This window comes from Vibrio sp. T9 (assembly GCF_003123985.1).
Lineage (GTDB): Bacteria > Pseudomonadota > Gammaproteobacteria > Enterobacterales > Vibrionaceae > Vibrio > Vibrio diabolicus.
Genome location: NZ_NIGY01000002.1, coordinates 348,505 through 371,658, shown reverse-complemented (window position 1 = coordinate 371,658; position 23,154 = coordinate 348,505). Strand labels below are relative to the sequence as shown.

The following is a 23,154-nucleotide window of genomic DNA, read 5'->3' as shown; positions in this document are numbered from 1 at the left end:
TGGTCTTAACTGAACCACTGATTCCAAGCCTGTTTTACCCACTCCCTTTCGGCAACAAACTTATCTTCCACCACATCAGCATCTAAATTGAGTAGATTTCTCCGGTGTATTTCGTTTCGCATTGTCGTGTAGGCACGTATCAACTGCATTGCCTGGTCTTCGTCCATGACATTTTGTGCAATGAGCGTTTCAAAGATGCGCACATTATCACACCAACGCGTTAATTTCGGCTTATCGTGACTATAGTTGAGCACTAAGTACTGAGCGAGAAATTCGATATCGGTAATCCCTCCCACATCTTGCTTGAGCATAAAACGGCCGGGCTTTTTCCCCCCAAGATGACCGCGCATTTTCTCTCTCATTTCGACAACGGCTTTTTTCAGTTCCGCCCGATCGCGCGCTTTGCACAACACATCATGTCGCGTATTGTGAAATGCAATGGCAAGGGGTTCATCGCCATAAATCAAGCGCGCGCGCACAAGTGCTTGATGCTCCCATGTCCAGGCTTCTTGATGCTGATAATCGTCAAACGCATCGGTTGGGCTAACCAACAAACCTGACGCGCCAGATGGGCGCAAGCGGGTATCGACTTCGTACAAAATGCCGGAAGCGGTGCGAGTCGAGAAAATATGGATGATGCGCTGCGCTAGGCGAAGGTAGAACTGACGGCCGTCGATTTCCTTTTTGCCATCTGTATAGACATTGACTGGGCAGTCATGCATGAAGACGATATCCAAGTCGGAGTTATAGCCGAGTTCCCAGCCACCGACTTTGCCATAACCAATGACGGCAAAACCCTTCCCTTCACGATCTTTCACATGCGTTGGCTCGCCGTATTTTTCGGACACTTGCAACCAAGCCTGACTGACCACAGCATCAACGATAGCTTCCGCCAAATAGGTTAAGTGATCACTCACTTTCATCACCGGCAATGCACCAGCAATATCCGCCGCCGCAATACGTAAAATGCAGATTTGCTTAAACTGGCGCAACGCTTCCATTTGCTGCTCCATATCATCTTCTGGAATACGGGCCAGATAATCACGCAGCTCTGTGCGGTAACTGTCTAATGGGATTGGATTGTACAACTGTGCAGGATCGATCAACTCATCGAGTAAGATCGGATACCGAGATAACTGCTCTGAAATCATTGGGCTTGCGGTACACAAACGTACGAGCTGTACTAGAGCCGCTGGGTGCTCATCCAATAACTCCAGATAAGTTGTACGTGTGCAGATATTGTGCAGTAAATGCAACACTCGCGGTAAACCAAACTGTGCATCAGGGTGGGCAAACACCGCATCAAACACCTTCGGCATCAAACGGTTTAACACTTCGCGTCCACGCGGTCCTAACGTTTTTTTAGCCAGATCGGTTTTAAAGTTGATGATGGTTTTCGCGCATGAAGCAAAGTCTTCAACCTGAATATCCTGCTGTAAGATATGCTCAAGCACATCTTGTTTGTTCGCCATATCCCATAGCTCATGAAAATGACGAGCAACCGTAGTGCCCTCATCTTCTTCATCATCACCAATTAACGACTCAAATACTTGATGGACATTCGCCATGTGCTGCTGAGTTTGCTCAATCAGTTGGTCCCAAGAGGTCATTTGCATCGCTGTGGCGAGCTTTAAGCGTTCGGTTTCGCAATCAGGCAGCGTCTGGGTTTGCTTATCCGCCATCGCTTGCAACAAGTTTTCTAATTGACGCAAGTACTTGTATGCAGCTTCTAGACTGCTGACTTCTTGCGAAGTGAGTAACGCCAGCTCTTCAATGCCTTGCAGCGTTTCCAACAACCCTCGATTACGAAGAGAAGGCTCGCGACCACCTCGAATTAATTGAAAAACTTGGGCGATAAATTCAATTTCTCGGATGCCACCTGCACCTAACTTAATGTTGTTGTTCAAACCTCGGCGGCGAACCTCACTACTGATCATCGATTTCATCCGACGCAAAGACTGAATCGCACTGAAATCAATATAGCGACGAAAAACAAAAGGACGCAGCATTTGGCGTAGCTCTTGGTATTGCGGGTACATTTCGCACCCCATCACTCGAGCTTTGATCATCGCGTAACGCTCCCAGTCACGTCCCTGTTCTTGATAGTAATCCTCTAGTGCCGCATAGCTCATAACTAATGGACCACTCTCACCAAACGGACGCAAACGCATATCTACGCGGTAACAGAAGCCATCGAAGGTTTGTTGATCGAGCGCTTTGATGATGCGTTGACCAAGACGAGTAAAGAACTGGGCATTGGCAATGCTGCGACGAGCGCCTTGGGTTTCGCCATTCTCTGGATATGTGAAAATTAGATCAATATCGGAAGAAAAGTTTAACTCGCCACCACCCAGTTTCCCCATGCCGATAATCAACATCGGCTGTACTTCACCTTCCTCACTCGTCGGCGTTCCCCACTCCTGACAACACGCTTGATATTGCCATTGATAGGTTTCAAAAATCATCGCTTCAGCCAACTCGGATAAGTGGCTTAAAGACGTTTCTAGCGACCATGCATGCGTGAAATCCTTCCACGCAATGTACACCATTTCTCGGTTGCGAAACTGACGCAACACGCGATGACCAGACATCTCATCCGGGCATTGTCCCAACAGTGCAGCAAGACGTGAGCGGTAAGATTCCTGACGACTTGGTTGCGCTAACATGCTTGGCAACTCACGGGCTAAAACTTCATCGCGATGAATGGCTTCGGTAATAAACTGGCTTAAGCCCGCCACATAGCGAAATTGCTGCGCAATCTCATCTGGCCAAAGGGGAAAATAACCTGCCTCTTGAGCATTTTGTACGGCAGATTCAGCGATAGAAATCAGTGGCGAAGGCAGCTGCATTTTTCTTCCTTGTTTGAAAAGCACGGTAACTCATTCTTTATACCAGACTTAAAGCAAATAAAAACGCCCACAAAAGGTTTGTGGGCGTTTTATCAAAAGTTCTGGATGGAATATTAAACTTGGAAAGATTTGATCTTCTTGTCTAACTCGCCAGCATTATTTTGCATCATTTCAGAAGTTTCTAGCAGCTCTGTCACAACCACAACCGAGGCTTCCACCAGCTCACGTACATTGGTGAGGTTTTGACTCATCTCTTCTGCAACACTGCTTTGCTGACCAGACGCCGTCGCGATTTGGAAGTTCATGTCATTGATTTGCGTCACTTGCCCAACAATACCATCGAGCTCAGATCCAGCATTAGAAACCAGCTCGTTTCCATCGGCCGCTTCCACTACGCTTTTCTCCATGAGTTCTACAGCAGATTCGGCACTGGTTTGCAGCTGAGCAATCATCTCTTGAATTTCTACCGTCGCTTGTTGTGTACGTTGTGCAAGGTTACGAACTTCATCTGCAACCACCGCAAAACCACGACCCGCCTCGCCAGCTCGCGCAGCTTCAATCGCCGCATTCAGTGCAAGCAGGTTAGTTTGTTCAGAGATACCTTGAATCGTACCCACAACACTACCAATGGATTCAACACGTTCTTCGACCTGGTTAACTGCCTGCGCCGATGAAGCGATGTCCGACGAGAGTTCACTCATTTTCGCCATCGTACTTTGCAAGAACTGTTGACCAGAAATCGCTTGTGCGGAAGCTTGCTCTGTAAGAGAAGACGCCGTCTGGGCATGTTCTGCGACGGTTTGCACCGTCGACGACATTTCACTCATCGCCGTCGCAAGTTGATCAATTTCGTTAAACTCTTCTTGCGCCGACTCTTTCGTTTCCGACATGCTCAGCGTCATCACTTCCGTGAGTGTGGATAACTCATCAGAAGCATTAATTTGCATTTGAATCACATCGTGCAATTGGCGACGTGTCTTTTCTAATTCACGTGCCACGTCTCCGTATTCATCTTTACAATCCATACCAAATGGCACGGAGAGGTTCTTGCTCGCCATCAGTTTGATCGCGTCGCTCAGATACTGCGTTTGACGCAGCATCACTCTAGCCGCCGCTAATAAGAGCACGACAAAAACCACAATCAATAAGGCGGTTTGCCAAGCAACTTGCGTTAAGTATGCTTCGTAATGCTGTTGGGCAACTTGCGCGTTTTGTGTCGCCGCTAAAAGTGAATCGTAAAAGGTGTTCGCGTCCCACAGTTGTTTTGCCACAATCAGGACAGTACTGAAGACCATCAACATGACCATTTTAGGAACCAGTCGAATGTCGGATATGACCCTTTCCCATGGCTTAAATGCCAGCTTTTCCATTGTCAGTTCTCCACCGAGTCTTATATAGTCTTTATCTATAATCTTTATATTACTTATAGTTATGTTCGCGTTTAGCGTGGTTACGCGATTTATTTCGAGCTTCGTATGAAAAACAATGATATCAAAGACAGCACACGACCGATGGGCCTGTTGTCACTAATATTGTCTTTTATGGCACTATTTGTGATCTCTGGCTTGTTGTTTTTCCCGATCGATCACGAAACCCGTCAAGTTCTTATCGGTCTGGATTTCATAATCTGTAGTATTTTTCTATTACAGCTCACCATTGATTTGATCCGGTCCACAGATCGGTGGTTGTTTCTTAAACGTCATTGGATAGATTTCGTGGCGAGCATCCCATTAATAGAGCCACTGCGCTTTGCTCGTATCTTTCATATTCTTCGAGTGGTATTAGTACTGCGCTCGTCAAAGTTCATTTTGCATCAGCTCAAAGAGAACCGCCGCGAAACCACGGTCGCCTCAATATTACTGTTGATGGTGATCCTCATTACGCTCGGTTCTAGTGCCATGCTGTTTATCGAAGCGAAAAACCCAGAAGCGAATATTCGCACTGGCGCCGATGCTTTGTGGTGGGTATTAGTAACGATCTCAACCGTTGGTTACGGCGATCATTATCCGGTGACCTCAGTAGGAAAGTTTTTAGCCGTCATCATCATTGTTTGTGGTGTGGGGATCTTTGGTATGATTTCGGGTCTTATCACCTCTATCCTTACTGCCCCGACAAAACAACAGACGCACAGCTCAATCAATAAAGAACGTATGCTCGAGCAGCTCCTAAGCCAACAAGCGCAAATACTAGAACGACTCGACTTCATAGAACAAGAGCTGCAACAAAGCAAAACAAAGACAAAAAAATAGGACCATGCGGTCCTATTTTTTGTACAGGTACTCAAGGTGATCATTCACGCCAATAAGGCTGAACTTCTACACTGATCGCTCGGGTTTGATCCATTGCATGCAAAATTGAACGCTCTTGACGGTGCAACCAGCGTTCTAACTGCTCTTTTTCTGCGTCTTCCAACATATCAACCAACGGAAGTAAGTGGTTCAGCATTAGCAGATCATCAATACCATGCACCAGATCCGCCCATGGCAAACGGAAGCTGTTACGCTCATCCGAGTTATATAGACTCGCGAAACCAATACCGGTATAGAGGTTACGCAGCAAGCGATAGCGCTGATCAACGTACTCTTGCGCCGTCAGGTCGCGCTCTGCTGGGAAAGCTTCCATTAGTTCTGCCCAAGTGCGATCGAGCTGAGTGACTGAAAACGGCATGATATTACTTGCCATTTTTTCGCGCGCTTTTTCATCAAGAAACGGCTGCCAGCCACGCGCTAAGATCCAGCGACTAAGATCCAGCAATAACCCGGTGTAACGCGCGGAATTGAGCAACCCTAGCACTTCTTCACGGCTTGGCAACTCTTGTAACTGCTGAGTCAACTCAGATACTAAGAACTTACGCGCATCCAACTTACGCAGCACATTGCCTTTGTCATCTAAGAGCTCTTCAAGGTGTGCATGTTCATCCAACCAACTCAATTCTTCTTCCAACCATTTAAGCTCTTGGCGCAGAATCGCACTCGCGCGACGAGGGACAACACCACCAAAAATGGTCAATGTTTGACGAATAAAACGAATGGCATTGCTGATTTCACGTAGCGCTTCCACATTGTCACGCTCAGCATAAATTTGCTCGTGATAATGCCAGTGAGATAGGGCGTGTTCTAAAGAGTTGATCAAGCAGTATTCAACGGTATCCGTCGGGCTACTGTCCACAAGCGCCAACGATTTTACTTCATCACCTGCATAGCCACTTGCAAGTCGATAGCCTTTCGCCGCCTTACTCAAGTTACCCAAACGCATGCCACCTTGCTCGCAAAAGCTACGTGCTAGTGTAAATAGGGCATCGGTTTGGCCCGATTTAAGTTCCAGTTCAACTTCGCAAATCGGTTCTTGTTTCTCTTCCCCATCTTCACCTTTGGCTACGACCATACCTTGGTCAAACGCCACTTCTATTTGGCTACCATCTGGCATGCCAATCAGCCACTGTTCACGTGTGAAGTTGGTCGAGAATAACGGCATAAGCTCAGATTGCAGCGTTGCTGCGTCTTTACCTGGCGGCCAAATGTCTACAGGATGAAGCGACAGATTAGGCTCGTCGCTAGTGTGCTCAGCATTGTATTCTGGTCTTTGATGTAAGCCTGCGACGACGCGTCCTGCGGTCTTTACGGTTTGGACGAATACATCATCAAAACGGCGAATTCTTAAACCAATGTCGTGCTTTCTCAGCCATTTATCGGCGGTATCAAAGTAGGTGTTACCCAAGTCACGACAACTATGCTGAAGTACTTTTGTCTCAGAAATTTTTTCTTTTAAAGTTTCTGAAAATTCAGGAGAAACAAAAAACTTCAGTTCTATTTCGGTTTCCATAGCTATACCTTTCAAAGCAGATAGAAACAGGATATTGCGTAATTTCTCGCACGGCAAGAGAGAAATATCGCCGGAATGATGATCTAAAACAGTTTTAATGAGCGATTTAATGCGTTACCATGCGCGCCTTTATAGCCATCGTTCAACATTTCGCCAAGCACTCAGAAATGGTGTATGTTTTTTTAAGGTTATAGTTATTAGGTTGAATGACCATGCCAGTAAATACAATTATGGGGTTATTTGCAAAGTCCCCAATTAAGCCTTTGCAACGCCACGTTGTGTGTGTCAACGAATGTTGTTCACACTTGGTGAAATTCTTTGAAGTATCTTCAAAGGGTGACTGGGAAAAAGCATCTGAAATCCGTGCACAAATTTCTCACCTAGAGAAAGAAGCGGACGTGCTGAAACGTGAAATCCGTCTAAAACTGCCTCGCGGTTTGTTCATGCCAGTAGACCGTACTGACATGCTTGAGCTTCTGACTCAGCAGGACAAACTTGCAAACCTGGCAAAAGACATTGCTGGCCGTGTATATGGTCGTCAACTTGTCATTCCTGAGGCTCTCCAACCAAACTTCCTCGCTTACGTTCAACGTTGTCTTGATGCGGCCGATCAGGCGCAAAAGGTAATCAATGAACTTGATGAATTGCTAGAAACCGGCTTCAAAGGTCGTGAAGTGACGCTCGTCGCTGAAATGATTCATCAATTAGATGTCATCGAAGATGATACCGATGCTATGCAGATTGAACTTCGTCAACAGTTGATGGCGATTGAGTCTGACATGAACCCTATCGATGTCATGTTCTTGTACAAGATTCTTGAATGGGTAGGTGGTATTGCCGACCAAGCGCAGCGCGTAGGTGCTCGTTTGGAAGTCATGCTATCTCGATCTTAAAACATAAAGTTAACGACATAACGAAGAGCATAATGAACACGTGTCATAGGGACGATGACTATTTTCATCGTCTTATGGTTTGGCGCGCGTAAAATTTTGTTCCGCTTGTTATAAAACAACTAGGTATTACGATGGATATCCTTGCGAACTACGGCACTGTCCTGATTATTGTTGCAGCGATTTTTGGTTTCATGATGGCGATTGGTATTGGCGCGAACGACGTTGCTAATGCGATGGGTACATCAGTAGGTTCAAAAGCGCTAACCGTAAAACAAGCTATCATCATTGCGATGATCTTCGAATTTGCAGGTGCTTACCTTGCAGGCGGTGAAGTAACCGACACTATCCGTAAAGGTGTAATCGAAACTTCTTTATTTGCTAGTCAACCTGACGTTCTTGTCTACGGTATGATGTCTGCTCTTTTGGCTGCGGGTACATGGTTACTTCTTGCCTCTTACATGGGCTGGCCAGTATCTACGACTCACTCAATCATCGGTGCAATCATTGGTTTTGCATGCGTATCAGTAGGTACTGAAGCGGTTGACTGGGGCAGCGTTCAAGGCATTGTTGGTAGCTGGATTATTACACCAGTGATTTCAGGTTTCTTTGCGTACGTTATCTTTGTCAGCGCACAACGTCTGATTTTTGATACTGAGAACCCGTTATTCAACGCCAAACGTTTTGTTCCTGTTTACATGTTCATCACAACAATGGTGATTGCACTTGTAACTATCAAAAAAGGTCTAAAACACGTTGGTCTTCACCTAACCAATGGCGAAGCTTGGATGTGGGCAGCAGCAGTTTCAGCACTCGTGATGGTTGGCGGCTACGTATACATCCAGAAAAAATTCGCTAATCGCGAAGAAGACCGCAGCTTTTCTGGCGTGGAAGGTATCTTCAGCGTTCTGATGGTTATCACCGCTTGTGCAATGGCATTTGCACACGGTTCAAACGACGTTGCAAACGCCATTGGTCCACTGTCTGCTGTAGTATCGACCGTTGAACACATGGGCGAAATCAGCACGAAAAGCACCATCGCTTGGTGGATTCTACCTCTTGGTGGTATTGGTATCGTGGTCGGTCTTGCGACACTGGGTCACAAAGTAATGGCAACCGTTGGTACAGGTATCACTGAGCTAACTCCTAGCCGTGGTTTTGCAGCTCAGCTAGCAACCGCTTGTACTGTTGTTCTAGCTTCTGGTACTGGTCTGCCAATCTCAACCACTCAAACATTGGTTGGTGCGGTTCTCGGTGTTGGCTTTGCTCGTGGTATCGCGGCACTAAACCTGGGCGTGGTTCGTAACATCGTGGCATCATGGATCGTTACACTACCAGCAGGTGCACTATTGGCCGTTGTATTCTTCTACGGACTTCAAGCGATGTTCGCTTAAGACACTCGTCAATAGAATGTAAGCGCTTTGTCATTATTGACTCAAACGCACAGAAAGGGAGGCTTTGCCTCCCTTCTTTGTTGCACCGAAGTTTGAAACTGCATACTATTCGTCTATTTCCGGCTCCAATCATTCGGTGCCAACGCTGTCTCCAAGAAAAATCGTTAAGGGATTTACTGTGAAAAAACTAATCATCACGGTTTTGTTTACTTTGCTAGCAGCGCCAGCGGCCCTAGCAGCAGACCGTTATATTTCTGATGACCTCTTCACTTTTATGCACTCAGGTCCAAATAACACCTACCGTATTATTGGTAGTGTTAATGCCGGTTCTAAAGTACAACTGATTAAAACCAACCGAGATACTGGCTATACGCAAGTTCGTGATGACCGCGGTCGTACTGGTTGGGTACAAAGCAAGTTTGTGACAAACCAAGAAAGCATGGCGATTCGCCTTCCTCGCATTGAGAAAGAGCTAGCAGAAGTGAAAGAGCAGCTTGCTAACGCTCGTAAAACTTCTGATGCAGAGAAAGCTGGTCTTGTTACCTCTCTAGAAACGCGCAACCAACAAATTTCCGATCTTGAGAATAAATACTCTGAGATCAGCGACCAGCTTACTTCTGTTGAAACAGAAAACCGCGAGCTGCGCGCTAAACTGGATACACAAAAAGACGACATGCTGCTTAAGTACTTCACTTATGGCGGCGGTGTTGCAGGTTTAGGTTTGCTATTTGGTTTGATTCTTCCGCATGTCATGCCTCGTAGAAAACGTTCACCTGCGGGTTGGGCATAAGTCCTTCGCCCTTTTATCGATAAAAAAGAATGCAAAAGCCAGTCGATATTCGACTGGCTTTTTTGTTTGCTTAGTTTTACGGAAATCTGCACTACTCCCCCATTGAACTAGATGCTCGACGACGATCCGTTGCGCCATAAAGCTTGCCATCTTTTAGCTCAATTGCATTCAAACCACTTACCACTGGAATAACGTGTACTGGGTAGCCAAGCTCCATAAACTCCGGCACCAACATTTCTGCGAAGGTTTTCTTTTCCACCAGCAAGCCAGTCGGGTCATAAGACTTGGTGCGATCTATCTTGGTACCGTACTGGATGTTTGGTAAGTCAATAGCCTCTTGCGCTGATAACTTCCAATCCAGCACGCCAACCACGGTTTTGAGTACATACCCCGGTATTTGCGAACTTCCTGGTGAACCGACAACCAAACGCAAGTTATCATCGCCGTCCATCACCATTAATGGCGTAATGGCTGAGCGTGGACGCTTACCCGCTTCAATCGAGTTTTGAGTAGGCTTACCGTTAAGCGTTGGTTGAGGTGAAAAGTTTGCCATTTGTGCATTCAAGATAACGCCATCAACCATGACACCAGATCCCATTCCCGTGCCAACGGTGCTGGTCATAGCAATCGCATTACCTTCCCTATCAACGATAGAAATGTGCCCTGTATCTTTGCTCTCGAAGCCTTGATATTGCGCATACTGAGTTTGCGTTATCTGTCCGGCTTTTGGATTCTCTTTCGAGGTGCCATTATCAGGGATTAAATCACGTCTCTGGTCCAAATAGGTTTTAGATAACAATTGTTCAACTGGTGCTTCCACATAATCCGGATCTCCGGCATACGCAATACGATCAGCTTTTGCTAAGCGCATCGCCTCGGTCATTAAACGCCAAGGCTCTACATCAGTTAATGCCATCTGAGATATATCGTACGGCTCCAGCAGTTTCAGACTTTGAGCGACCATCACACCGCCAGAGGCCGGGTAACCAAACGAAACGATTTTGTTGCCTCGATAATCGCTTTCAATAATATCGCGAGATTTCACCTGATAGTTTTTAAAGTCCTCTAACGATAATTTCTCATGCTGATCGTTAATACGACGATTCACCGTATCAACAATATGTTGACCAAGTGCACCACCATACAAATAGCGATCGCCTTGCTGGGCTATTTTCTCTAGCGTCTCAGCCATTTTAGGGTTCTTCATTAACGTCCCTGTAGGCTTCACTTCATCATCTTGCCAATACAAGGCTTTAATTTCTGGATCGCGAGCCAAACGCGTTTGCTCTCGCACGACGATATCATAGGTATAGCTGTTCATCGCGTACCCATCACGCGCGAGCTTAATCGCAGGTTGAACCAACTCAGACCATGGTAATTTGCCGTATTGCTCGTGAGTGGAATAAAGCAGACGTAAGGTGCCCGGCACTGCAACGGAGCGAGGCCCCAAAATTTCATCGCGGCTGAGTGCTTTCCCATTTTCAATAAACATCTCAGGGTGAGCGCTAGACGGCGCTTCATCTCGCCCATCAAGGGCTAAAAACTTCTGCTTGTCATGTTGATAAAACAGCGCGAAAGTACCGCCGCCAATTCCCGTCATATCCGGTTCAACCACAGACATCACCATCTGCATCGCGACCATGGCATCAACGACGTTCCCGCCCTCTTTCAATATTGAATAACCAGTGCTGCTCACGTAAGGGTTGGTCGCGCTGACCATAAAATCTTGTCCGTTATTATCTGGTGTTATAGGGAAAGGGGTCGGCTTTGCTGCGTAACTTAACGACGCAACAACACTTAAAGAAAAAATCAGAATACGCATGTGTCTCTGTATAGACTCCTGTTATTTCATGGGGTCTAACGTGGACCAGGTCGTGATGACGAAGTTCGTCAATATGGTGCTTTTTTACACAACGCTGACTGGAGTCATTCTACTAATACATGACTGATATTGATGTAATTTAAACGACTGAGAAAAGCTATATTTAGCTTGTGTGAGTCCCTAAAAATCATCATTCAAATAGATAAAAAAAGACCTTATGAGAAACAAAAAAGCCAGCGACATGACCTCGCTGGCTTGATGATTTACTCTAAAAAACGGCTACCCTTTCCACTCATACAACGCAGGGATACGAATTTGCTCACCTTGGAACTCGACAATCACCGCTTGCGGTTGTATTTCTCTTAATGTGACCTGCCCATCAACAACGTCTCCTTGATGATATTCAACATTGTTAATTTTCACCCAGCGGCGATTTTCATCACTGGCGTACATGTGAGTTTGCAAATTGAGCGCAGGTAAACGCCCTTGCCATTGGTGAGCGTTGCGCTCTAAATCGTTCACGCGCACCGTTTGTGGTGAAGGCGCATCATCTCGGGATAACGCATTTTCGACCTTTCGCGCCAAATCAGGAGATAATGAGGACAAGTCAAGATCATCCAGAGACAAACCTAGGTCCTCTTCAACTACTGAAGTGCCTTGAGTTGATACAGATGTTTCTATCTCGTCTTTGTTTGCTGTATTACTCACGTATTCATCAGATGTTGCAAACGTACCAAAATCACGAGACAGCTCTGCACTTGGCCACTCTCTTGGCAATTGCGCCAACTGAGTAGTTTCAGGATAGTCCAATGCTTTGAACGGTTGTTCCGCTTCCATCTTAGCCTTAGGGGCGGAAGTACTAGCTTCAGCATGAGGCGTAAGGAGATCTAAATACCAAGCAACTCCGATTGCAGCAACGGTGATCGGCAACAAGAACAAACCAATATGTTTCATGGCTGACATTATGCGTCCTCCTTCTCGATTCGTGCCAGTTGAGGCGCATCTGGCTGCACGTTTTGTTGAAGACGATCTAGCGTCCGCTTACCTGCAATGCCGTCGACCCCGATACCTTGCCAACGTTGGAATAACTCGACTCGCTCTTTCATCGCACCATCAAAAATAGACGTTTCAAGCAGTGGCTCACTTACCGCTTCTGCTAATAATCGGTCTAATACTTCGATCGCAGGGCCTTCCATGTCTAAACGTAATGTCTCTTTCAACGGCGCTTGCCACAGTTCAATGATATTGCCTTGCCACATCGGCTTTAGCCACGAAATAGGCAGACGCAGACGCTGCTTGCCATTGAGCACTTCGACTTTGTCATTACCGACGGCGTACAAAATGACATACCCAACATCACCTTGATAATTCAACTCCAAAATCACAGGGCGATTTTGTTGCATCAGCAGCGGCCAGGTCGCCATTTTACGCTCACAACGCATGGTCGATTGGGGTTCTGATAAACAAAGATTGTCGCGAACCGATGCTTGATAACCCCACAAACGATACAAATCATTCACGGCGAGATTCGACTGTTTTTGTGCTAACAATAAGTCACGCTGATCATCTGTCAATTGTTGGTTGACGACTATTGGCGTTGGCTCCTCTCTTGGTGCGGTCACTTGCGCCAACACTGACGTTGCTTGAGCTGGCATATAATTAACGACCGCCCACCCCGTACCTAATGCAGCAATAAGACCCACCGTAACAGAGCCCCAAGCAGGCCAACGGAAAGTACGGCGCTCTTTTTTATCTTGCTGATAAATATCTGCCTGAAACTGCATCACCTCTTCACAGGCCTGCTGAACGGTTTGCTTATCCACCACCACATTACCTTGGTGATAACTGATGTTGAGAGATTTATCACAGATAAGATTAATCAAGCGCGGGATGCCGTGACTGTATTTGGCAATGAGTTTACAAGAAGCACGATTAAACAGTTGCTGGTCACCACCTGCCGTATGTAATCGAAACGCGATGTAATCTTCTGTCTCTTTTTCATCCAACGGCAACAAGTGATAACGCCCAGTAATGCGCTGAGCGAGCTGGCGTAGTTGCGTCGTTTGTAATAACCGCTGTAATTCAGGCTGTCCGACCAACAACACTTTGAGCAGTTTTCTGGTATCGGTTTCCAAGTTGGTCAACAAACGTAGCTGCTCTAAAACGTCGGCAGCAAGGTGTTGAGCCTCATCAATGACCAGCAATGTCTGCCAGCCTGAACGATAATTACGCAGCAAGTATTTGTGAATCACTTGGTTTAGCTGTTTGAGGTTTGCATCTGGCGGGTAAGTAATTTTGAATTCATCGCAAATAGCTTCGAGCAAGTCTCGACTCGAAAACGTGGGATTTAGGATCAGACCCGCTTTGGTGTTATCACCTAAATTCGCCAGCATCGCTTTTGCGACGGTCGTTTTGCCTGTACCCACTTCGCCAGTAAGCATAGCAAAACCACCGCCATCGCCTAGCCCGGCTTGGAGATGTGTGATTGCCTCTTTGTGACGTTGGCTTAAATACAAATAACGCGAGTTTGGAACAATCGAATATGGTTGTTCTACAAACCCAAAAAAGTCCTTATACATTAGGCTCTCCAGCTAAAAAACCACCAGGGAATAGTCAGATATAATATAAACATAGCTGCATCTACTCTCGGGAGTAAAGAAAAGTACCATTGCTTGCTACAATGTCCAACGGCATATCAATAAATTAAGAGGTAATTCGTGCAAGTTTATTTAGTAGGTGGCGCAGTTCGAGATAAATTGCTCGGAATTGATAGTTATGACAACGACTGGGTGGTCGTAGGTGCGACTCCCGAGATGATGCTGTCCCAAGGGTACACCGCCGTTGGTAAAGACTTTCCTGTATTTTTGCACCCAAAAAGTAAAGAAGAACATGCACTTGCGCGAACAGAAAGAAAATCAGGCTCTGGTTACACTGGCTTTGAGTGTTTCTTTGATCAAAGTGTCACCTTAGAAGAGGATTTAATTCGTCGTGATTTAACCATTAATGCAATGGCAATGGATGATGCAGGTAAGCTCCATGATCCTTACGGCGGCCAGAAAGATCTCAATAATAAACTCCTACGCCATGTCTCAGACGCCTTTGTCGAAGACCCTCTACGCGTTTTACGTGTCGCTCGCTTCGCAGCAAAGCTGGCTGATCTAAACTTTACGGTTGCCGACGAAACCATGCGCTTAATGCGCCACATGGCAGAGTCTGGGGAGCTGAGCACACTGACTCCCGAGCGTATTTGGCAAGAATGGCATAAGTCCCTCTCCACCCCTCGCCCTGATATCTTCTTATCGATTCTAAGAGATTGTGGGGCATTGGCCGTTGTTTTACCTGAAATTGATGCACTATTTGGCGTACCTCAACCAGAAAAATGGCATCCAGAAATCGATACGGGCATCCATACTTTGATGGTAGCAAAGCAAGCTGCAAGACTGAGTGACTCACTCCCCGTCAGATTTGCCGCCCAAGTGCATGATTTGGGCAAAGGGGTGACACCAGAGAGCGAATGGCCAAGCCACAAAATGCATTGTCATACAGGGTTAAAACTGATCAAAAAGCTGTGCGAGCGTGTCCGGGTGCCGAATGAGTTTCGTGATTTAGCCTTGATGGTGTGCGAACAGCACTCCAATATCCATCGCGCGGCCGAGTTAAAGCCGCAAACCATCATAAAAATACTCAACAAATTCGATGTGTGGCGCAAAGCTGAGCGCTTAGAAGATATTTTAATATGCTGTCAGGCTGACCATGCAGGTCGAAAAGGGTTAGAAGAGAAGCCTTATCCTCAAGCTGAGATTTTTACCCGCGCTTATCAAGCCGCAGCCGCCGTAGATGTTCAGAGCATCATTAAGGATGGATTTAAAGGCCCGGCAATACGTGATGAACAAGAAAAGAGACGGATTGAAGCGGTAAGAGTCGCTTTGAATAAGTGATCTGAGCTCAGATTAATTAACCGAATTGTATTCATGCCAGGTCATTCCAGCGAGACTAGGAATCTAATATCAGCACGCAGGGAAGTTTTAGAAATGGCCAACGCTACAAGAAACTCGGAGAGAAGGTTCTGAACCTCGCTCCTTCGTCGCTGTTCAGAATGACGTTGTGGTTTAGGTATGCAGCTTGCGGTTAAGCAAGCTGCCAATCCGTCGCGTTATCAGGCGCTAAGCAAGAACGCAAACAAACCGAAACCTAGAATCAGACGGTAAATCACAAACGGTGTCATGCCCATTCGTGAAATCATCTTTAAGAAAAAGTGGATACAAATATATGCACTGATAAACGATGTGATGATACCAGTCAGCAAGAAGCCAATATGGACAGGTTCACCACTGGTCACTAGCTTCATGCCTAAATAGCTACCAGCTAATGTAATGATCGGGATCGACATTAAAAATGAAAAGCGCGCAGCCGCTTCTCGAGTAAAGCCGAGGTAAAGTGCAGCCGTAATGGTCGCCCCTGAACGCGACGTTCCAGGAATCATCGCTAAGGCTTGGGCAATACCGATAAACACGGCTTTCTTCCAACCCGTTTGGTATTCATCCGCAACCAACTTAGCGTTTTTGTCTACCCACCAAAGCAACAAGCCAAATACGATCGTTGTGGTCGCGATGACATAAGCGCTACGTAGATACACTTCAATGATGTCTTTCATCAACAAGCCGAACACACAAGCTGGAATCGTCGCAATCACGATCATCCAAGCAAGTTTTGCTTCTTTACTCCTATCTCCTTTAAAGATCGAAGCAAATAATGCCTGGAACAGAGTGATCACTTCATGACGAAAATAGATCACTACCGCCATTAATGTACCGACGTGAACAGCAACATCAAAGGCTAGACCTTGGTCTTCCCATCCCAAAATGGCGGAGGGCAGGATTAAATGGGCTGAGCTCGAAATAGGCAAAAACTCTGTCAGACCCTGAATCAGAGCCAGAATAAAGGCTTCAAAATAACTCATGTAAACAACTCAAATTAAAAATGAAAAAGAAACAGGTTTGAGTGAATCGACTGGCTGCATTGCATGCCAAATATCTGCGACTGTGCGTCCATCGCCTGGGATCACTAATTGAGGTTCGAGATCATACAGAGGCTTTGTGACAAAAGGATATTTGTAAATATCACTGCGAGGTAGCTCAGGTTTTTTCTTGGAGACGCATTCACCGAACAACACTATATCGAGATCCAGTGTTCGATCCTGATACTTTTGCGCATTTTCTTCGCGTCCCCACTTAAATTCAATCTCACGTAGCTGATGACTCAACTCTTCTAATGACAACTCGGTACGCATTGCAACGACAAAGTTGTAGAAGTTCCGGCTGCTAAAGCCAATAGGTTCACATTCATATACCGGCGATACGAGGAGACTTTCTCCAAGCTGTAGCAGCTCCTGATACGCAGCGAGCGCATGTTGCTCTCTTTCTACATTCGTACCAACACCGATATAGGTGGTGATCATGCTTGACCTCGCTCAATCACGACACCAACAGCGCGTGCTTGTGGCACGGCACCAGGTTTTGCTAAACGGATTTTCACCCAAGGCACAGAGAAACGCTGCATGATAAGCTCTGCCACTTCTTCGGCTACGCGCTCAACCAACAGAAAACGACCATTTTCAATATGGCTCAGTACCGCCTCACTCACTTGCGAGTAATCCAACGCATCTTGCACATCATCACTTTTACCCGCAGGCTTATTGTCGTGCGCCATTTCGATATCCAGAACCAACTTTTGTTTAATTTGTTGTTCCCAGTCGTACACGCCAATCGTGGTGATTACTTCTAATTGTTCAATAAAAACTTTATCCAGAGCCATCTTATGTCCTTCTATTACAGAGGTCGGATACCCGTGAGGGGTAATTTGATCGTAGTATTCTATACCTAAGTAACATTTCCTTGGGTCATCACAATGTTACTTAGGTATAAACTGCGAAAGCATCTTTATATACAAGAAATCACATAATGCAAGCTCTATCACAGTGAGGATTTCTGCATTATGTGAATTCGAGGTATGATAGCAACTACGCGGGAACCGAGCATTAAATTCCAATCCATCAAGGACTTCTATGGACGCACTGGCACTGATAATGACAATGGCCGCCTATTTACTGGGTTCGGTTTCCAGTGCGGTTTTGATCTGTCGACTCTTAAAACTGCCAGATCCACGCAGTGTAGGCTCCAACAACCCTGGAGCAACGAACGTATTGCGTATTGGCGGACGAGGAGCCGCTGTTTCAGTCTTGTTGTGCGATATGCTCAAAGGCACCATCCCCGTGTGGGGCGGATACTTTCTTGGTATCGACCCTATCATTCTTGGCGTCATCGCCATTGCTGCCTGTCTTGGGCACATGTACCCCATCTTTTTCCACTTTAAAGGCGGAAAAGGTGTCGCAACCGCGCTTGGCGCTATCGCTCCGATTGGTTTGGACTTAACAGGATTAGTGATGTTAACTTGGCTGTCAGTAGCCGCGCTATTCCGCTATTCATCCTTAGCGGCTCTCGTCACGGTTTTGGTCACTCCGTTTTATACCTGGATGTTTAAACCGCAATACACGTTACCTGTTGCTATGCTGTGTTGCTTAATCGTATTTAAGCATCATCAAAATATTCGGCGGCTTTTGTCTGGCGACGAGCCAAAAATCGGCGAGAAGAAACTGACACAAAAAAACTCGGCTTAATGCCGAGTTTTTCGTTTAAAGAGGGATGCATTGGTTATGCATGAACTCGATTCAGGAAGTTCAACAACATTTGGTTGACGAACTCCGGTTGTTCTAAACAACTGATGTGTCCCGCTTGCGGAATTTCTACCAACTCACTGCCCGTGATACAGTCTTTCATTAAATACGATTCGAAAACCGGGCGAGGCTTATCTTCACAGCCCACCGCAATTAACGTCGGCAGAGCGAATTTTTCCGAATCTTCAATCACATCACGGCGACCAAACACCATGCGCCCCATGCGAGCTACTTCAACCGCACGCTCACCGTTGAGGTCTTCTAAACTGCGTTTGAATGAAGCGACCAACTCAGGGTTATCCTGATCGACGTTGTTGGCAAAGAACAGCGGCACAACGGCTTCAATAATTGGCGCAGGCACCGCTTGGACTTGGCTGATAGTATCAAGCATTGCAAAGTACTTTTTATACGTAACTTCTGGCTCCCAGCCAATGAAGGTATCCATCAATACCAGTGATTTCACACGTTGCGGTGCTTGAGCCGTCAGTTCCGCTCCCCACATGCCGCCAACAGATAAGCCCACTACAGAAAACTCTTCAATATCCAAATGATCCATCAACGCCAACATATGTTGTGCATAATCAACCAATGACTGTGTAGATGCAGGGGCCGCTTCTGACTCACCATGTGCCCACAAATCTGGCACAATACAACGATATGACTGGCTTAAAACTTCAATTTGTGGCGCCCACATTTGGCTATCCCACAAATAACTGTGACCAAACAGTAATACTGGACCATCACCTTTATCAAGGTAAGCAAGTTGCTGACCTTCAATTTCAAACTTATTCATTGTTATATCCATTTCTTATTCTTCCGCACCATCCTATCACTGAAACGATACCGAACTGCTCGCATCAGTCAGAGTGTAAACGAAGCTTTTCATTGAATAGCTAAAAATAAAGGCCTCTGATGAGCAGAGACCTTTATCGTAGTGAATCTATTCCAAACCTACCGCATAAGTTTGATTAAGCGACTGGCGTCAGTTGGTCAATCGGCCAACGTGGGCGAGCCTCTACCGACATATCTGCCACTTCGCCATTCTTCAAACGCTGCATACCAGCGTAAGCGATCATCGCACCATTATCCGTACAGAACTCAGTTCGTGGGTAGTAAACCTCGCCGCCAACTTTCTTCGCTAGCTTCTCTAACTCTGCACGTAAACGACGGTTAGCACTCACACCACCAGCAATAACAATACGCTTCATGCCTGTTTGCTCAAGCGCGCGTTTACATTTAATCGCCAATGTTGCACACACGGCTTCTTCAAATGCCAGTGCGATGTCTGCGCGAGTTTGCTCGTCATCGCCATTCGCAGCAATCGTATTTGCTGTAAAGGTTTTCAGGCCAGAGAAACTCATATCCAAGCCAGGGCGATCAGTCATTGGGCGCGGGAACTTAAAGCGACCCGGCGTGCCTTTTTCTGCCAGTTTAGACAACAGCGGGCCGCCTGGGTAATCCAATCCCATTAGCTTCGCTGTTTTATCAAACGCTTCGCCCGCCGCATCATCAATCGACTCACCCAGAATTTTGTACTCACCGATGCCTCTCACTTCGACCATCATCGAGTGACCACCCGACACCAACACTGCCACAAACGGGAATGGTGGTGGGTTATCTTCCAACATTGGAGCCAACAGGTGACCTTCCATATGATGAACAGGTACAGCAGGCACTCCCCAAGCATAAGCAATACTGCGACCAATAGTAGCGCCCACTAATAGTGCACCAACGAGACCCGGCCCCGCGGTGTACGCGACACCATCAATGTCTTTCGAAGTTAAGTTCGCTTCTTTTAGTGCCTCTTTAATAAGAGGAATGGTTTTCTTTACATGGTCACGTGAAGCCAACTCAGGCACCACACCACCGTAATCTGCGTGCAGTTTTACTTGGCTGTAAAGCTTGTGTGACAGCAGACCTTTTTCATCATCATAAATCGCGATGCCAGTCTCGTCACAAGAGGTTTCAATACCGATAATGCGCATGGTTTTCTCAGTATGCTTTCTGTATAGAGGAAATTTGGGCGTCATATTACCTCGCCTTGGTGCTGCAAACAAATTTTGTACAGACAATAATCGACAAAAGGCTTTACAAAGTAGTTGTGATCGGATTAAAATTCCGCACCATTTTTGATCAAGCTGGTAAGAGACCAAACAATTGTGATTTGGTCTGTTGAATGCCAGCGTTAACGAATAACCCCTGAGGTGAAAGGCATATGCCAGTAGTTAAAGTACGTGAAAACGAACCGTTCGACGTTGCTCTACGTCGTTTCAAGCGCTCTTGCGAAAAAGCAGGTATCCTTTCTGAAGTGCGTCGTCGTGAGCACTACGAAAAACCAACTACAGTTCGCAAACGCGCTAAAGCAGCAGCTCAAAAGCGTCACGCTAAGAAGCTAGCTCGCGAAAACGCTCGTCGCGTTCGCCTGTACTAATAACTGAGCTCCAAAAGGAATTTAGTTATGGCTCTGATTGATCAACTCAAAGAAGAGCAAAAATTAGCGATGAAAGCCAAGGACAAATTGCGCCTTGGTACTATTCGTTTAGCCCTATCAGCAATCAAGCAACGTGAAGTTGACGAGCAGATCACTCTGAACGATGACGACATTCTTGCAGTATTGACCAAAATGGTTAAACAACGTCGCGATTCTGTAGCGCAGTATGAAGCAGCGGGTCGTCAAGATCTTGCTGATGCGGAACAAGCAGAAATTACCGTTCTTGAGGACTTTATGCCTCAACCACTGACAGACGAAGAAGTAGCGGCTCTTATCGAGAACGCGATTGCTGAATCTGGTGCAGCTGGCATGCAAGACATGGGCAAAGTAATGGGCGTTCTGAAACCGCAAATTCAAGGGCGCGCAGATATGGGTAAAGTAAGCGGTTTAGTTCGCGCTAAACTGGCTTAAGATACCCCACCCAATTGCAGCAAGCCGTGCTATCCTTTGGAACGCACGGCTTGTTTGTATCTGGATGAATGGAATGAAATAAGTGAGCAACACGCTTATTCTTTTAAAGCATTCACTCCACTCATCATCTTCTTTTTTTGTTAGGTTTTATGGCTGGACACATCCCTCGCAGTTTTATCGATGACCTTCTAGCTCGACTTGATATTGTCGATATCATCGACGCACGTGTGAAACTTAAGAAAAAAGGCAAAAACTACGGCGCATGCTGCCCGTTCCACAACGAAAAGACGCCGTCATTCAGCGTCAGTCAAGAAAAACAGTTCTACCATTGTTTTGGTTGTGGTGCGCACGGAAATGCCATCGACTTTTTGATGGAATTCGACCGGCTAGAATTCGTCGAAGCCATTGAAGAACTCGCTTCATACTTGGGCTTAGATGTTCCTCGCGAACAACGTAGCGGCGGTAATGGTTCGTTCCAGTCAGGCCCACAAGCAAGCAGCAGTGAAAAACGTAATCTATACGACTTAATGGGCAGCATTGCTCAATTTTATCGTAACCAACTCAAGCAGCCAGCAAGTAAAGTGGCGATTGAGTATCTAAAAGATCGCGGCCTGTCTGGTGAAATCGTCCAGAAGTTTGGCATCGGCTATGTGGCTGATGAATGGGATTTAGTTCGTAAGAACTTTGGCCAGAATAAAGAAAACCAAGACATGCTCGTCACGGGCGGCATGTTGATTGAAAACGATAAAGGCAACCGCTACGACCGATTCCGTGGTCGAGTGATGTTTCCTATTCGAGACAGACGCGGCCGAGTAATAGGCTTTGGTGGTCGAGTATTAGGTGATGGGACACCGAAATATCTCAACTCACCTGAAACCCCGATATTTCATAAAGGTAAAGAGTTGTATGGCCTTTATGAAGTACTACAAGCGTACCGTGAGCCACCACAAATTTTAGTGGTTGAAGGCTATATGGATGTTGTCGCGCTTGCTCAATATGGCGTAGATTATTCCGTTGCCTCATTGGGGACCTCTACAACGGGCGATCACTTGCAAGTATTATTCAGGCAAACAAGCACTGTCGTATGTTGTTACGACGGTGACCGCGCAGGCCGTGAAGCAGCGTGGCGTGCCATGGAAAATGCATTGCCTTACCTAACTGATGGTCGCCAGTTAAAATTCATGTTTTTGCCGGATGGAGAAGATCCCGACTCTTATATCCGACAAAACGGAAAACAAGCATTTGAACAACAAGTGTCTAATGCGATGCCTTTGTCTGAATTCATGTTCAGCTCATTGACTCAGCAAGTCGATATGAGCACGAAAGAAGGCATGGCAAAGCTGAGTACCCTTGCTGTTCCTCTCATCGACAAAGTCCCTGGCGGCACTTTAAGACTATACTTGAGAGAACTGCTTGGCCGCCGTTTGGGTTTGGTTGATGAACGCCAACTACAGCAGCTAATTTCAAAACAAGGTAAAGAGGATAAAAGGCCTCAACCTCATAAAGAAATCAAGCGAACGCCGATGCGAGAAGTGATCGCGTTACTGATTCAAAACCCACAATACGTAAGTATGGTGCCAGATCTAACTAGCGTTAGAGATTTACCCATTCCTGGTCTAAGTTTATTTGTTGATGTACTTGATAAATGCCAAGCGCATCCCCATATCAACACAGGCCAATTATTAGAGCATTGGCGAAACAGCCAAAATGAGACCCTTCTGTCTCGTCTCGCGAGTTGGGACATTCCACTCGATGAGGACAACCAAGAAGAAATATTTTTAGACTCACTGGATAAAATTATTGCCCAGTGCGTAGAAAAACAAATTGAAAACCTGCAGGCCAAAGCAAGAAGTGTCGGTTTATCAGCCGAAGAGAAAAGGGAGCTGCTAGCACTTATGCTAGATTTAAAAGCGTAACCCTGTTTAATTAGTCAGCAACGATTTAATTTGTTA

Annotated in this window: 20 protein-coding genes; 9 read left to right on the top strand and 11 right to left on the bottom strand. The window is 46.2% G+C overall.

Features of this window, described 5'->3' with window-relative positions:
* Positions 1-5: 5 nt before the first annotated feature.
* A complete protein-coding gene (gene glnE / locus CBX98_RS06045; protein ID WP_109168776.1) occupies positions 6-2,849 on the bottom strand; it encodes a bifunctional [glutamate--ammonia ligase]-adenylyl-L-tyrosine phosphorylase/[glutamate--ammonia-ligase] adenylyltransferase in 2,844 nt (947 codons plus the stop codon).
* 113 nt (positions 2,850-2,962) lie between these two features.
* Positions 2,963-4,219 carry a methyl-accepting chemotaxis protein gene (locus CBX98_RS06040; protein WP_005395942.1) on the bottom strand — a complete coding sequence of 419 codons (1,257 nt, stop codon included), beginning with the start codon at positions 4,217-4,219 and terminating at the stop codon, positions 2,963-2,965.
* Between the two features lie 105 nt (positions 4,220-4,324).
* Between CBX98_RS06040 and CBX98_RS06035 the strand changes: the two genes are divergently transcribed.
* Complete coding sequence (locus tag CBX98_RS06035; protein WP_109168775.1) at positions 4,325-5,098, top strand: potassium channel family protein; 774 nt, start codon at positions 4,325-4,327, stop codon at positions 5,096-5,098.
* 40 nt (positions 5,099-5,138) lie between these two features.
* Here the strand turns inward: CBX98_RS06035 and CBX98_RS06030 are convergent, their stop codons facing one another.
* Entirely contained in the window at positions 5,139-6,671 is a 1,533-nt protein-coding gene (locus CBX98_RS06030) for an inorganic triphosphatase (RefSeq protein ID WP_005395946.1), read from the bottom strand.
* A gap of 212 nt (positions 6,672-6,883) precedes the next feature.
* On the opposite strand from CBX98_RS06030, the gene CBX98_RS06025 reads away from it, so the two are divergent.
* From CBX98_RS06025 to CBX98_RS06015, 3 genes are all read left to right on the top strand, one after another.
* A complete protein-coding gene (locus tag CBX98_RS06025) occupies positions 6,884-7,564 on the top strand; it encodes a TIGR00153 family protein (RefSeq protein WP_031780508.1) in 681 nt (226 codons plus the stop codon).
* 131 nt (positions 7,565-7,695) lie between these two features.
* On the top strand, positions 7,696-8,955 hold the full coding sequence (locus CBX98_RS06020; protein ID WP_005395948.1) for an inorganic phosphate transporter: 1,260 nt from the start codon (positions 7,696-7,698) through the stop codon (positions 8,953-8,955).
* 178 nt (positions 8,956-9,133) lie between these two features.
* Positions 9,134-9,745 carry a TIGR04211 family SH3 domain-containing protein gene (locus CBX98_RS06015; RefSeq protein ID WP_031780509.1) on the top strand — a complete coding sequence of 204 codons (612 nt, stop codon included), beginning with the start codon at positions 9,134-9,136 and terminating at the stop codon, positions 9,743-9,745.
* Between the two features lie 91 nt (positions 9,746-9,836).
* On the opposite strand, the gene ggt is transcribed toward CBX98_RS06015, so the two are convergent.
* The 3 genes from ggt to CBX98_RS06000 form a co-directional block, all read right to left on the bottom strand.
* Complete coding sequence (gene ggt, locus CBX98_RS06010; RefSeq protein WP_109168774.1) at positions 9,837-11,567, bottom strand: gamma-glutamyltransferase; 1,731 nt, start codon at positions 11,565-11,567, stop codon at positions 9,837-9,839.
* 279 nt (positions 11,568-11,846) lie between these two features.
* Positions 11,847-12,530 (bottom strand): general secretion pathway protein GspB, encoded by a 684-nt coding sequence (locus CBX98_RS06005; protein ID WP_005395951.1) that lies wholly within the window; start codon positions 12,528-12,530, stop codon positions 11,847-11,849.
* Positions 12,530-14,146 carry an ExeA family protein gene (locus CBX98_RS06000; RefSeq protein WP_109168773.1) on the bottom strand — a complete coding sequence of 539 codons (1,617 nt, stop codon included), beginning with the start codon at positions 14,144-14,146 and terminating at the stop codon, positions 12,530-12,532. Before CBX98_RS06000 ends, CBX98_RS06005 begins: the two co-directional genes overlap by 1 nt.
* Before the next feature lie 138 nt (positions 14,147-14,284).
* On the opposite strand from CBX98_RS06000, the gene CBX98_RS05995 reads away from it, so the two are divergent.
* The gene (locus CBX98_RS05995; protein ID WP_109168772.1) at positions 14,285-15,505 is read left to right on the top strand and encodes a multifunctional CCA addition/repair protein; all 1,221 of its coding nucleotides are present in this window, start codon (positions 14,285-14,287) and stop codon (positions 15,503-15,505) included.
* Between the two features lie 218 nt (positions 15,506-15,723).
* On the opposite strand, the gene CBX98_RS05990 is transcribed toward CBX98_RS05995, so the two are convergent.
* Genes CBX98_RS05990 through folB form a run of 3 tightly spaced genes read right to left on the bottom strand, consistent with a single transcriptional unit; the run spans position 15,724 to position 17,381 of the window.
* On the bottom strand, positions 15,724-16,527 hold the full coding sequence (locus CBX98_RS05990; protein WP_006743204.1) for an undecaprenyl-diphosphate phosphatase: 804 nt from the start codon (positions 16,525-16,527) through the stop codon (positions 15,724-15,726).
* Positions 16,528-16,536: 9 nt separating this feature from the next.
* A complete protein-coding gene (gene folK / locus CBX98_RS05985; protein WP_109168771.1) occupies positions 16,537-17,025 on the bottom strand; it encodes a 2-amino-4-hydroxy-6-hydroxymethyldihydropteridine diphosphokinase in 489 nt (162 codons plus the stop codon).
* Positions 17,022-17,381 carry a bifunctional dihydroneopterin aldolase/7,8-dihydroneopterin epimerase gene (gene folB, locus CBX98_RS05980; protein WP_005395977.1) on the bottom strand — a complete coding sequence of 120 codons (360 nt, stop codon included), beginning with the start codon at positions 17,379-17,381 and terminating at the stop codon, positions 17,022-17,024. Before folB ends, folK begins: the two co-directional genes overlap by 4 nt.
* Positions 17,382-17,631: 250 nt before the next feature.
* On the opposite strand from folB, the gene plsY reads away from it, so the two are divergent.
* A complete protein-coding gene (gene plsY / locus CBX98_RS05975; RefSeq protein ID WP_005379857.1) occupies positions 17,632-18,243 on the top strand; it encodes a glycerol-3-phosphate 1-O-acyltransferase PlsY in 612 nt (203 codons plus the stop codon).
* A 34-nt stretch (positions 18,244-18,277) separates the two neighbouring features.
* Here plsY and CBX98_RS05970 read toward each other — a convergent pair whose 3' ends face one another.
* Both CBX98_RS05970 and tsaD read right to left on the bottom strand, forming a co-directional pair.
* On the bottom strand, positions 18,278-19,093 hold the full coding sequence (locus CBX98_RS05970; protein WP_109168770.1) for an alpha/beta fold hydrolase: 816 nt from the start codon (positions 19,091-19,093) through the stop codon (positions 18,278-18,280).
* Positions 19,094-19,268: 175 nt separating this feature from the next.
* The gene (gene tsaD / locus CBX98_RS05965) at positions 19,269-20,285 is read right to left on the bottom strand and encodes a tRNA (adenosine(37)-N6)-threonylcarbamoyltransferase complex transferase subunit TsaD (protein ID WP_046874179.1); all 1,017 of its coding nucleotides are present in this window, start codon (positions 20,283-20,285) and stop codon (positions 19,269-19,271) included.
* Between the two features lie 230 nt (positions 20,286-20,515).
* Here tsaD and rpsU point away from each other — a divergent pair, with 230 nt between their 5' ends.
* The 3 genes from rpsU to dnaG all read left to right on the top strand — a co-directional run bounded on the left by rpsU (position 20,516) and on the right by dnaG (position 23,118).
* Positions 20,516-20,731, top strand: coding sequence for a 30S ribosomal protein S21 (rpsU, locus tag CBX98_RS05960; protein ID WP_001145625.1), 216 nt, complete (start codon positions 20,516-20,518; stop codon positions 20,729-20,731).
* A gap of 27 nt (positions 20,732-20,758) precedes the next feature.
* A complete protein-coding gene (locus CBX98_RS05955; RefSeq protein ID WP_005395984.1) occupies positions 20,759-21,202 on the top strand; it encodes a GatB/YqeY domain-containing protein in 444 nt (147 codons plus the stop codon).
* Between the two features lie 149 nt (positions 21,203-21,351).
* Positions 21,352-23,118: a DNA primase gene (dnaG, locus tag CBX98_RS05950; RefSeq protein ID WP_005379719.1), complete on the top strand. Its 1,767-nt coding sequence runs from the start codon at positions 21,352-21,354 to the stop codon at positions 23,116-23,118.
* The last annotated feature ends 36 nt before the right edge of the window (positions 23,119-23,154 follow it).